At 36.5% G+C, this 12682-nt stretch carries 10 protein-coding genes; 9 read left to right on the forward strand and 1 reads right to left on the reverse strand.

Annotation, left to right across the window (positions count from 1 at the left end; genetic code table 11):
* The first annotated feature begins 98 nt into the window (after positions 1–98).
* From WQ54_RS24080 to WQ54_RS24100, 5 genes are all read left to right on the forward strand, one after another.
* Positions 99–458: a hypothetical protein gene (locus WQ54_RS24080; protein ID WP_052737956.1), complete on the forward strand. Its 360-nt coding sequence runs from the start codon at positions 99–101 to the stop codon at positions 456–458.
* Between the two features lie 334 nt (positions 459–792).
* Positions 793–2085 (forward strand): Glu/Leu/Phe/Val dehydrogenase, encoded by a 1293-nt coding sequence (locus tag WQ54_RS24085; protein ID WP_046588128.1) that lies wholly within the window; start codon positions 793–795, stop codon positions 2083–2085.
* Positions 2082–2351: an SAV0927 family protein gene (locus WQ54_RS24090; protein ID WP_052737957.1), complete on the forward strand. Its 270-nt coding sequence runs from the start codon at positions 2082–2084 to the stop codon at positions 2349–2351. The genes WQ54_RS24085 and WQ54_RS24090 overlap by 4 nt, the downstream gene beginning before the upstream one ends.
* Before the next feature lie 63 nt (positions 2352–2414).
* Entirely contained in the window at positions 2415–2666 is a 252-nt protein-coding gene (locus tag WQ54_RS24095; RefSeq protein ID WP_046588130.1) for a hypothetical protein, read from the forward strand.
* 125 nt (positions 2667–2791) lie between these two features.
* Positions 2792–4930 (forward strand): sigma 54-interacting transcriptional regulator, encoded by a 2139-nt coding sequence (locus WQ54_RS24100; protein ID WP_046588152.1) that lies wholly within the window; start codon positions 2792–2794, stop codon positions 4928–4930.
* 222 nt (positions 4931–5152) lie between these two features.
* Here WQ54_RS24100 and speB read toward each other — a convergent pair whose 3' ends face one another.
* Complete coding sequence (gene speB / locus WQ54_RS24105; protein ID WP_046588133.1) at positions 5153–6121, reverse strand: agmatinase; 969 nt, start codon at positions 6119–6121, stop codon at positions 5153–5155.
* A gap of 360 nt (positions 6122–6481) precedes the next feature.
* On the opposite strand from speB, the gene WQ54_RS24110 reads away from it, so the two are divergent.
* The 4 genes from WQ54_RS24110 (at position 6482) to gabT (ending at position 12624) form a co-directional block, all read left to right on the forward strand.
* Positions 6482–7831 carry an APC family permease gene (locus tag WQ54_RS24110; protein ID WP_046588135.1) on the forward strand — a complete coding sequence of 450 codons (1350 nt, stop codon included), beginning with the start codon at positions 6482–6484 and terminating at the stop codon, positions 7829–7831.
* A gap of 325 nt (positions 7832–8156) precedes the next feature.
* Positions 8157–9629 (forward strand): aldehyde dehydrogenase family protein, encoded by a 1473-nt coding sequence (locus tag WQ54_RS24115; RefSeq protein WP_046588154.1) that lies wholly within the window; start codon positions 8157–8159, stop codon positions 9627–9629.
* 192 nt (positions 9630–9821) lie between these two features.
* A complete protein-coding gene (locus WQ54_RS24120; RefSeq protein WP_046588136.1) occupies positions 9822–11195 on the forward strand; it encodes a putrescine aminotransferase in 1374 nt (457 codons plus the stop codon).
* 73 nt (positions 11196–11268) lie between these two features.
* The gene (gene gabT / locus WQ54_RS24125) at positions 11269–12624 is read left to right on the forward strand and encodes a 4-aminobutyrate--2-oxoglutarate transaminase (protein ID WP_197089669.1); all 1356 of its coding nucleotides are present in this window, start codon (positions 11269–11271) and stop codon (positions 12622–12624) included.
* The last annotated feature ends 58 nt before the right edge of the window (positions 12625–12682 follow it).

A 12682-nucleotide genomic window follows, 5' to 3' on the forward strand; every position in this document is an offset into this window, starting at 1 on the left:
ATATTTATGAAGTATTTTTAATGGCATATTTCTTGCAAATACATTATATATACCACTAAATAATGCTTAAAACTTATAAATAAGGAGAGTAGATAGTTATGAATATAAAAGTACCTGTGGTAAATTTTGTTGAGTTAAAAGTGAAACACCAATTCTTAGATGCTTACCCATTAATGAAACAGCTGTATCCGGATTTAACTTTATCCGAATATCCTACCTTTTTAAATAGGTTAATTAAAGATGGTTATCAAGTATTTGCCTTATATCATGATACAACAATTGTAGTTATAGCTATTATAGAATGGCGCGAAGACCTATATATTCAAAGACATGTATTTGTACAGAGTATAAAAACAAATGTAAATCATCATCCTAGTGGACTTGGATATAGTCTACTTAATTATATAAATAATTGGGCAAAAGATCTTGGAGCCGATTTTATAACCTTAGAATCTTGATAAAAAGGGGGCCAAAATAATGGCTCCCCTTTTTATTTACACATCTAGATAATGAATATCTCATTATAAACTCTTTTATCGAATGAAGTTGATTCTTCAATAAAAATTTACTAATTAGATCAAACAGTTGAACCTTTTTAAAAAAATGCTATTCAAAACTGAATAGTTTATGCAATTATTAAAGACTTTATCAAGTTGGTTTGTTTACTCTTAAAACATATTTTTAACTACTGGGCTTTTAAGTTATCAATTCTTTAGTGTCTCCCCTATTATTCATTCATGTTGGCACAATTGTTGCAAGTATATAAGAAAATAATAATAAAGAGGTGTTAGCATGAATGCAATAAAAGAAATACAGAGTTACTCAAACAAAGAAGAGATAATTTTTTCTAATCCACTTATTGAATTTCAATCCGTTTTAAAAGAAGCAATTGATGTACTTAAGTATCCTAATGAAGCTTTTGAATTATTAAAAGAACCTTTAAGATTTTTTGAAGTACGCATCCCGGTCAGGATGGATAACAACTCAACTAAGATATTCAGAGGTTACCGTGCACAACATAATGATGCAACGGGACCTACTAAGGGAGGAATTCGCTTTCATCCTGATGTTACACCTGATGAGGTTAAAGCACTATCAGGGTGGATGAGTATGAAATGTGGAATTACTGGCATTCCTTATGGAGGAGCGAAAGGGGGAATTGTTTGTGACACGCGATCTATGAGTTTCAGAGAGTTAGAGTTATTAAGTAGGGGATATGTTAGGGCGGTTAGTCAAATTGTAGGTCCAACTAAAGATATACCTGCTCCAGATATGTATACAAATTCACAGATTATGGCATGGATGCTAGATGAATATGATCATATTAGAGAATTTGATTCACCTGGTTTTATTACTGGTAAACCACTTGCTTTGGGAGGCTCTGAAGGGAGAGAAACAGCAACCTCAAAAGGTGTATTGTATACTCTTGAAATGATAAGTGAACTAAGAAAGATGAGCATTAAAGATATGACATTTATCATTCAAGGTTTTGGAAATGTTGGAAGTTTCCTTGCAAAGTATCTTTACGACTTAGGGGCAAAGGTGGTAGGTATCTCTGACGTACATGGTGGAATCTATGATTCTGCAGGGTTAGATATACCATACTTTCTAAACAATAGAGATTCCTTTGGGGTTGTATCAAATTTAGTTGAAAAACCAATATCAAATCAAGAGCTCATTGAAAAAGAGTGTGATGTCCTAATCCCAGCGGCTATTGGTGGACAAATCACAAAATCTAATGCCCATAATATTAAATGTCAAATTGTTGTGGAGGCGGCGAATGGCCCAACAACAAAAGAAGCTGCCAAGATTCTTCAAGAAAGAGAGATTCTTATTGTTCCAGATATATTAGCAAACTCTGGTGGTGTAGTTGTTTCTTACTTTGAATGGTGCCAAAATAACCAAGGTTACTATTGGAAAGAATCCCAAGTAGATCAACATTTAAAAGAAACAATGACTTCTAGCTTTTTGAAGGTCTACCAAACATCACAGCGATTCGATATAGATATGAAGGTAGCTGCTTATATAGAAGGGATCCGTAGAGTGACAGAGGCGTCAAGACTTCGTGGATGGATATCAGTATGAAGGATAAACATACAATGGAAATTATATCTGAAGATAGGGAAAGTACCTTGGTATATTACTATTGTATAGCAACAGATAATCACAGTTATGATATAACGATTATTTATTCAAATTTTTACTTTGGAAAAGCAATGGTGGTTTCGATTCAGACAAAGAAAATCGTACTAATGTGTCAAGAAGATATCGAGAACGAGTGGTATTGGGTAGAAAGGTTAGGAATTAATCCATTGGACATTAGTGAATATGCAAAATGTTTTTACGGATGATTTTGCCTAATAAACAGTTTAACAATCAATATTAAATTCTTAAAAAAGAAAGGTGATTTTCTTATGGAAAATAATGAATTTATCACAAGCTCATGCTATGGAATCGTTGAAGAAGTGTCAATTGATGACGATTCAAGAATCTATGAATGGGAAAATTTATTTACCATAAAAACAGGCGATGGGAAATTAGAAACGATAAGGGTTGGTTTAAGTGGAAAAGTACTCTCTTTAGAGGTGCAAAAAGGAGATAGAGTCATACCAGGAATGGTCCTTGCTTACATTCAGGAAGATTTAATTGGAAGCGGAAGTGATTAACTAAGAATATGTTAAGGAGATGATCTATCATCTCCTTTTCGCATAAAGGCGAAATGAATGATTTTGATCTATTCAAAATGATGTCAGATGATACAATGATAGTAGAGTTAGAAGGAGGGACAACTGTGTTTTCACTAGCAAAAGACAAAATTAGACCATTAATTTCAATAGCAATCGATCGAAAGGATGAAGATTGGCAAAACAAATTAACGACAAATAGTGAACCTTTCTTTTTCCTAGTAAAAGAAAATCAACTATTTGCTTATATACAGTTGAAAGATCTTTTATTAGAAGGGAGAAAGGCAAATGATCTGAAGGTTGAAACTCTTGTTAAATATGCATGTACTTTAGATAATGTCTGTAAATTGAATGAAAATATTTCACTTCCTATTCTCTTTCAAATAATTGGTGAACCAATAGCACTTGTTAAAGACGATAAGGGTAAACTAACCGGTTATATAAAAAGGGAAGAAGTTTTAGCAGAATTGTTTAGACAGGAAAATCGCCATAGCTTTGATTTATTAAAGGTCATTTTAACTTCCATTCCAATGGGAATGTTCATTGTTGATAGAGATAAGCAAATCGTTAATTGTAATGAATCAGGTCTGAAAATGATTAAAATGTCGACAGATCACGTTTTGAATAGGCCTGCAGAATCTATTTTTAATAGCGAGTGTATTGAAAACGTTTTCTCGTCCGGTGAAACCCTTTTAAATCAGCTTCAAATTACAGATAAAATGGGTGTACTCGTTGATTATAGCCCTATTATTGATTTTAATGGTGATGTTGAAGGGATAATGATTATTGTTCAAGATTTGCCAATGGTTGAGGAAATGGCCATGGAAATTGAACACATAAAAAATTTAAATAAGGATTTAAATGCCATTCTTTCGACTATTTATGATGAAATTCTTGTAGTAAATAATAAAGGTGAACTAATTCGTTATAGTGATAGCTATATTTCAGAATTTTGGGGCGTACAATTAAAAGATCTACTTGGAAAAAATTTATTGGATTTAGAAGATAAAGGATTATTTACTCCATCAGTCACTCGTTTAGTAATAGAGCAAAAGAAAAAAGTTTCAGTTTTCCAAGAAACCAAAGGTGGAAAAAAGATCCTTGCAGTTGGTAATCCGGTATTTAATGAAAATGGAGAGATTGAAAGGATTATTATTGCATCCCGAGATATTACAGAAACTACAAAATTGAAATCAGAATTACGAGAAATTAAGAAAATATCAGATCAATATAAACAGGAATTAGATTCATTTAAAATTAAAGATCAGTTTTTTAAGAAACTGATCTATTGTAGTCCAAAAATGGAACGAATAATGGAGCATGTTAATAAAGTCTCTAATTTTTCTTCTACTGTATTGATTACTGGAGAATCAGGAGTCGGAAAAGAAGTGATTGCTCAAGCTATTCATCAACTGGGTAATCGTTCAAATCAACCATTTTTAAAATTAAATTGCGGTGCTATTCCAGAAAACCTCTTGGAAAGTGAATTATTTGGCTATACAAAGGGGTCATTTACCGGTGCAGATAAAAACGGGAAGGAAGGCTACTTTCAAAAAGCAGATAAAGGTATATTATTTTTGGATGAAATTGGAGAAATGCCATTAAGTCTTCAAGTAAAATTATTAAGGGTATTACAGGAACAAGAAGTGATCCCAATCGGAAGTACGACACCAATCCGAATTAACGTTCAAATTGTTGCTGCTACAAACAAACGATTAGAAAAAATGGTCGAACAAGGAACATTCCGTGAAGACTTATTTTATCGTTTAAATGTGATTCCAATCTCCGTTCCACCTTTACGAGAACGTCCAGAAGACATCCCATTGTTAGCATTTCATTTTTTACAGCAACTTAATGAGAGATATAATAAAAATTATCACTTGTCACCAGACGCCCTTAATTTGCTGGAAGTCTATTCATGGCCAGGGAATATACGTGAGCTGCAAAACATGATTGAAAGATTAGCCGTTTCTGCTGATCATGAAACAATTGATGCGCACTTTGTCAATCAATTTCTATCTGTTGGGACAGGCTTAAAAAGCGAAAAACCAGTCATAACGAAAGTACTACCGCTTCATGAAGCACTTGATTATGTAGAGGAGCAGCTGATCTTGCTAGCGATGAAGCAATATAAAACAACAACAAAAGCTGCGAAAGCGCTTGGTGTAAGCCAGTCTTCAGTCAGTCGCAAGTATCAAAAAATTATAAATGAAAAGCAAGGTATGATAGATAAACTCTCCTTGTAGATAAAAAGGAAAAGTGGTATAGCCGTAAGACTGTACCACTTTATTTTTTAGTAAGCTATAAAAATGGATAAGCGGTCAAGACTCAGTTCAAGTGGAGACAATACGACAGGACGTCGCGCCTTTGAAAGCCGGCGTCTAGTCCTCTAAAGATAGTCTAGTAAATTTAGAATTGAAGGCAAAGAAGACCTTCTAAATCGTCTTATTTACCCTAGGCTGATATTCTTACCTTTCAGCAGAACTTCCGCTAATAGAAGTCTCGCCTCTTTTTTCTTGTAACGCAATGAGACTAGCAAACTCGTGCACTAATGTTGCTGCTAGTAATGAGGTGATTTGGGTTGGGTCATAAGGTGGAAGGACCTCCACAAGATCAAAACCAATAAAGTTAAAGTCAATGAGTAATCTCACTAATTCCAATGTTTCAAAACTAGTAAAACCTCCGACTTCGAGTGTTCCAGTACCTGGTGCAAAGGAAGGATCAACAAAGTCAATATCAAATGTTAAGAAACAAGGGGTATCTCCAATTTTTTCTCTTACTTCTTTTATAACATCTTTTATTCCACGTTGTTTCAGTACCTGGGTAGTAATGACTTGATATCCAAGTTCATGGCTGGCAACAATGTCCCCAGGATGATTCAGCGTACCTCTAATCCCAATTTGGAATACTTTGTCCGGTTGCAAAAGCCCCTCTTCATACGCTCGAATAAATGGAGAACCATGCCAATATTTTTCATCATAATACGTATCCCATGTGTCCGTATGGGAATCAAATTGAATTAAAGCAACAGGACCGTGCACTTTTGCTGCTGCCCGAAGAGTGGCGAGTGTAACAGAGTGATCTCCGCCTAGGCCAATGGGAATAATTCCATTTTTCATCAACTCTAATACAGCCGATTCAATTTGCTCATAACTACGATGGATATTGTGTGGAATAACTGATACATCTCCAATGTCAATTGCTTTCGTATCCTCAAAAGGATAAACGTTATGAATCGGATGATAAGGGAACAGTGTCATTGATGCTTGACGGATTGCCTGTGGGGCAAATCTAGCTCCTACACGAAAAGATGCAGCTGTATCAAATGGCATTCCTAAGATTGCGACCTTCGCATTTTCACGAGAGGATGGTAGGCGCATATATGTGCCAGTCGTACAAAATTCAGGTTTTACATCTGGTGATAATGGATACTTCATAAAATCATTCCTCCATACCGTTTTTATAAGTTCAATATTAGTCATGCAAGTTATGTGCCAATCCATTCTATTTATGACTCTAGGAGAAAACGACAAGAATGGGGCCAATCTTTATACGATTTATGTCAAACGGAATATTCTATGCAATTTTGCATAATTACCATGCCACTAAATCCAATAAGAAAATATTTGTTTTGTTATAAAAGGTAAATTATTAGGGCTTAATCAATGATGGCATGTATATTGCAAGTAATTTTCTGATGATTCAAAAAGATTGGAGGATAAAGAATACAAGATTGGCTATGCACTTTCACAAAAGGTAAGCATAGACATGCAAAGGGAAAAAAGGAGGAATGATACATGGAAAATGGTGAAGGGTTAAGGCGTTCTTTAAAATTATGGCAGGTTGTGATAATGGGATTAGCATATATGACTCCAATGGTTGTATTCGATACGTTTGGTATAGTATCTGAAATAACAGATGGACATGTCCCTACAGCTTATTTAATCGCATTAGCTGCAATGTTATTTACGGCAGCAAGTTATGGAAAGTTGGTGAAAGTTTTTCCGTTTGCAGGATCCGCCTATACGTACACTCAAAAAACGATCAATCCACATCTAGGGTTTCTAGTCGGTTGGTCAGCATTGCTTGACTATCTCTTTTTACCAATGGTAAACGCTTTATTAACAAGGATTTATCTTTCAGCCCTCTTTCCATCCATACCTACATGGGTGTGGGTTGTTGGTTTTGTAGGGATAGTTACATTTTTAAACATGAGAAGCATAAACATCTTGGCAAATCTAAACACAATTTTTGTACTCATTCAACTAGTGATCATGGGCATCTTTGTGATTCTAGTCATACAAGGACTACAAGATGGACAAGGTGAGAGTAGCGCATTTACACTTCAGCCATTCCTCGGTGAAGGAATGCAGATTTCTGCATTAATCTCAGGTGCAACCATACTTTGTTTCTCATTTTTAGGCTTTGATGCCGTCTCAACGTTAGCGGAAGAAACAGCAAATCCAACAAAAACAATACCAAAAGCTATATTCCTTACGGCTCTTTTGGGAGGAGCTTTATTTATCATCACATCTTTTTTTATTCAATCGTTCTTCCCTGATACAGGAAGATTTAAACATCCTGATGCAGCTCTTCCAGAAATCGCCCTATATGTAGGCGGGAAATTATTTCAATCTATATTTTTAGTGACAACGTTTGTTAATACGCTTGCATCAGCAATTGCCTCACACGCCAGTGTCTCCCGGCTTTTGTATGTGATGGGACGAGACAAGGTGTTACCAGAAAAATGGTTCGGCTATATCCATCCCACCTGGAAAACACCTACTATTAATGTACTTATAGTTGGAGCGATCTCCTTGTCCGCAGTGTTTTTTGATTTAGTGACAGCTACAGCTTTAATAAATTTTGGAGCACTGATTGCATTCACATGTGTGAATTTAAGTGTGATCAGCTACTTTGTTATTCGTAGAAAGAAGCATAAAACTTTTAAAGGGTGTATTAATTACCTTATTTTTCCGTTAATCGGAGCAGCAACTTTGGTTGTACTATGGGTTAACCTTGAATTAAGCTCCCTTATCTTAGGAATTGTTTGGGCAGCCATTGGTCTTTGTTACCTTTTATATAAGACAAAGATGTTCCGATCCTTACCTCCTCAGCTTGAACGTGAAGAAAGGATAGAAATGTAAGTTAAAAGTAAGTTTTAACATGTTATAAGCGAAGGACAATATGTTTCCTTCGCTTTATTATTACTCATTAAAAGGCTGAAATAAGTCGAATATGCACTTTCTACTAAATCTATGCAAATTTGCATACTTTTTTAGCTACTGATTTTGTACGATCAAGTAAAAAACCTTCTCTACTTAGATTTTTCAAAAGAAATTGATGTATGTAAACACTGTGTTGATCATAATTCATTCAACATTTTCCACAATTCCTCGCTTTCTCCAACATTTTTATCGAAAGTTGGCACACATCTTGCAACATGTAATAGCAAAAGGAGGTATGGTTGTGATGCTTGATTTAAAAATGTATATCAATGGTGAATGGAGAGAATCAAGTGATAAGGGAAAACGTAATGTCATTAATCCTGCGAATGGGGAAATATTTGCTCAAGCTGCAGAGGGAACAATTGAAGATGTAAAAGAAGCCATTCAGGTATCCAAAGCAGCTTTTACTAGCGGTATTTGGTCTGATCTTGCCCCGACAGAGAGGGCATCTTACCTATTTAAAATTGCCGATAAAATTGATCATTATGCAGAAGAGCTAGCTCGGCTTGAGACGTTGGATAATGGCAAACCGTTACGAGAAGCAGGTTATGATATGGCTGATGCCGCCGCCTGTTTTCGTTATTATGCTGGACTGATCACAAAGCCTGATGGACTTACCTATCATGTGTCAGATCCTATACAAGCACTTGTAGTCAGAGAGCCGGTTGGCGTTTGCGGGTTGATTGTTCCGTGGAATTATCCGCTTTTATTAAGTGTTTGGAAGATTGCCCCAGCATTAGCAGCAGGGAACACAATTGTTTATAAGCCGTCTGAGGTTACACCACTAACACCAACAAAGTTGTTCGAGATTTTTGAAGAGGTTGAATTACCTAAAGGTGTTGCCAATATGGTGTTAGGTGCAGGTTCAACAGTCGGAAATGAAATCGCGGAAAGTCATGACGTTGACCTTGTATCGTTTACAGGAGGCACAAAAACCGGCAAGCATATCATGAAAGCGGCTGCTGGGAATATGAAAAAGCTTTCCTTAGAGCTCGGAGGGAAATCCCCCAATATTATCTTCGCAGACGCAGATTTTGAAACAGCTGTTGATTATGCCCTATTTGGGATTTATGCAGGCTCGGGACAAATATGTGCGGCAGGATCACGTATCTTAGTTGAGGAAGCGATCTTTGACAAGTTTGTAAGCCGCTTTGTTGAACGAGCGAAGCAAATTAATGTCGGGCCAGGAGATGACCCATCAACTGAAATGGGTCCTGTAGTCAGTCAGGATCATATGGAAAAGGTATTACATTATATTGAATTAGGAAAACAAGAGGGAGCTAGAATTGTCTGTGGCGGTAACCGCATAACCAGAAATGGCTTAGAAAAAGGCTATTTCATTGAGCCAACAGTATTTGTTGATGTAAAACCGACAATGAAAATTGTTCAAGAGGAAATCTTCGGGCCTGTTGTAGTCATTGAAAAATTTAAGGATGAAAAAGAAGCGATTACATTGGCTAATTGCACGGATTATGGACTAGCTGGTGCCGTATTTACAGTTGATGGAGCGAAAGCATTACGGGTAACAAAAAAAATCCGTGCAGGGATTACATGGATTAATACTTTCCACAATACTTACAATGAAGCGCCATGGGGGGGCTATAAACAAAGTGGAATCGGACGTGCACTTGGGACTTACGGTCTCGATGTGTTCCAAGAGGTAAAACAAATAAACATTAATTTACAAGTAGAACCAATTGGCTGGTTTTCAAAGTAACAAACATCTTTTGGTTCTTTTGAAATAACGCCATTATCTATATCTATAAATCTACCATTAAGTCAAAGCTTAACTTAGAAAATGGCAGTGCAAAAAGAGCAGTTATGATATGAATGCTTATTTTAATCTAATTTGGAAATTGGGTGTCTACTCTGATTAATACCCTATTTCCTTAATAAAAGGAGAGATACGATGAGTACAAATTTAGAGAGTAAACAAACAGAACGTCAAGAGGAAAATGTTAATCAATACATTAAGCATGTTTTAGCATTAATTGAGAAGGAACAAGTAACAGATGATGAAGCAAAATGGATTACAAGAGAAACCGTTAATAACTTTCGCGAGCATGTAAATCCGGGCTTTCTAGAGTATCGGAAAACAGTAACCAAGGATGGACAATTTGCAGCTGTTGAATGGTCTGATGAGGGTTCCTGTTTTACGGATGTAAACGGAAAAAAATATATTGATTGTCTTGGTGGCTTTGGGATTTATAATGTTGGACATCGTAATAAAAAGGTAGTAAAGGCTGTTACTGATCAGCTTAAACGCCAAGCGCTGCATAGCCAAGATTTGCTTGATCCGCTTCGTGCCATTCTTGCGAAAATTTTAGCTGATATTACACCAGGAGACCTAAAATATTCTTTTTTTACAAATAGCGGAACAGAAAGTGTGGAAGCTGCATTAAAACTTGCAAAAATGTATAGCAGCAGAACAACCTTTATTTCGACAACGCGCTCTTTCCACGGAAAAAGCCTAGGTTCACTTTCTGGGACTGCAAAAGGAATGTTCCGTAAGCCGTTTCTACCGTTAATTCCAGGTTTTCGTCATGTACCTTTCGGTGATATTGACATGATGAGAAAAACGTTTGAAACAAGTGCATTAGTTGGCGAAGATGTTGCTGCTGTTCTTTTAGAGCCAATTCAAGGGGAAGGCGGTATTATCCTGCCTCCTGAAGGTTACCTCAAACAAGTGAGAGATTTATGTGATGAGTATGATGCATTGCTTATTTTTGACGAAGTACAAACAGGTATGGGACGTACAGGGAAGATGTTTTGTTCTGAATTGTACAATGTGGTTCCAGATATTCTTTGTCTAGCGAAAGCATTTGGTGGTGGTGTTATGCCTGCAGGTGCAGTTGTAGCCAAAGAAAAAGTATTCAAGAGCTGGTTTGATAATCCATTTATGCACACGACAACATTTGGAGGTAACCCTCTTGCCTGTGCTGCGGCAATTGCAACAATTGATGTCTTACTTGAAGAGGAATTACCAGCCCGTGCTGGAGAAGTTGGTGACTATTTCTTACAAGGTCTAAAAGAGGCAGCAAAAGGTCATGAAGATAAAGTGTTAGAGATTCGCGGGAAGGGATTAATGATTGGAATTGAATTCCATAAGGATGAAGTAGGATACGAAGTGTCAAAGGCAATGTTTGATCACGGAATACTAGTAGCGGGAACTCTAGTAAACTCAAAAACAATTCGTATTGAACCGCCTCTAACGATTAAATACGAAGAAGTAAATACGGTAATCAACACATTTAAGAGTGTATTGTCGAAGGTAAAAATATAATTGTTTTAGATAAAGGGGGGAAACCTCCTTTTTTAGATCAACAGCATTAGATATCTATTATAAGGATGGTGTAATAATAATGAAAGATTATGCAGCGATAAATACAGCTATTCCAGGACTAAAATCACAAAATCTTCTAGATAGAAGAAAGAAGGTTGTTCCAAAAGGAATAAGCAACGGTTGTCATGCTTTTGTTAAAAAAGCAAAGGGAGCTTTAATAGAGGATATTGATGGAAATACATTTATTGATTTCGCAGGAGCTATTGGAACTATCAATGTTGGTCATTCCCATCCCCAAGTCGTAAAAGCGATACAAGAACAAGCAGAGAATTTTATTCATACAGGCTTTAATGTCATGATGTATGAATCCTATATTAAACTAGCGGAAAAACTGACTGAACTTTCACCTGGGGATTTTCCAAAACAGGCTGCCTTCTTTAACAGTGGTGCTGAAGCTGTTGAAAACGCTGTGAAAATAGCAAGAAAGTACACAAAAAGGCAAGGAATTGTAACGTTTACAAGAGGTTTTCACGGAAGAACGCTTATGACGATGACAATGACAAGCAAAGTAAAACCTTATAAATATGAATTTGGCCCATTTGCACCTGAGGTTTATAAAGCACCCTATCCATATGTATACCGCAAGCCCGATAGCATGTGGGAGGATCAATACACACAATTTATGATTCAGCAGTTTGAGCAATTTTTAGTTTCAGAGGTTGCGCCAGAGAGCATTGCTGCTGTTGTCATGGAGCCAATACAAGGTGAAGGGGGCTTTATTATACCAGATAAAGCTTTCGTACAAAGAGTTTACGAGATTTGTAAAGAACATGGGATTGTCTTTGTTGCTGATGAAATTCAGACTGGATTTGGTCGAACAGGGAGCTATTTTGCAATCGAACACTTTGGTGTGACACCTGACATCATTACGATCTCGAAGTCAATGGGAGCAGGGGTGCCAATTAGCGGTGTGATTGGAAGAGAAGAAATGATGAATGTGGCAGAGCCTGGTGAACTAGGAGGAACCTATGCAGGAAGTCCACTTGGGTGCCAAGCAGCTTTAGCGGTTCTCGATATTATTGAAAAGGAAAATTTAAATCAACGTGCACAAGTGATTGGAGAAACAGTTATGAATAAGTTTCAGCAGTTATCCGATCGTTTTGAGCAGGTTGATGGGATTCGTGGTATCGGTGCAATGTGTGCTTTTGAAATTGTAAAAGATAAGCGTAGTAAGGTACCTGATAAACAATCAGCAGGAAGAATCGTTAACGAGGCTGCTAAAAAAGGACTCCTATTATTGAGTGCGGGTGTATATGGAAATGTCATTCGTATTCTGATGCCTCTAACTATTAAAGATGAGGAGCTCAAAGAAGGCTTGATGATTTTAGAAGAATCAATTGCTGAAGTTCTGGCACCACAATATACGTAAAGAGGGGTAAGCAAAGAATGTATATTAGTAAAACCGGGAATAAAAATCAGTTGTTTAA

Origin of the sequence: Bacillus sp. SA1-12, assembly GCF_000981385.1 — a bacterium.
Lineage (GTDB): Bacteria > Bacillota > Bacilli > Bacillales > Bacillaceae > Metabacillus.

Bases quoted from the DNA above. Each gene is read 5' to 3' on its own strand.
- WQ54_RS24080 (WP_052737956.1), top strand. From the start codon at position 99: ATGAATATAAAAGTACCTGTGGTAAATTTTGTTGAGTTAAAAGTGAAA.
- WQ54_RS24095 (WP_046588130.1), top strand. From the start codon at position 2,415: ATGGAAAATAATGAATTTATCACAAGCTCATGCTATGGAATCGTTGAA.
- WQ54_RS24090 (WP_052737957.1), top strand. From the start codon at position 2,082: ATGAAGGATAAACATACAATGGAAATTATATCTGAAGATAGGGAAAGT.
- WQ54_RS24120 (WP_046588136.1), top strand. From the start codon at position 9,822: ATGAGTACAAATTTAGAGAGTAAACAAACAGAACGTCAAGAGGAAAAT.
- WQ54_RS24115 (WP_046588154.1), top strand. From the start codon at position 8,157: ATGCTTGATTTAAAAATGTATATCAATGGTGAATGGAGAGAATCAAGT.
- speB (WP_046588133.1), bottom strand. From the start codon at position 6,121: ATGAAGTATCCATTATCACCAGATGTAAAACCTGAATTTTGTACGACT.
- WQ54_RS24110 (WP_046588135.1), top strand. From the start codon at position 6,482: ATGGAAAATGGTGAAGGGTTAAGGCGTTCTTTAAAATTATGGCAGGTT.
- WQ54_RS24085 (WP_046588128.1), top strand. From the start codon at position 793: ATGAATGCAATAAAAGAAATACAGAGTTACTCAAACAAAGAAGAGATA.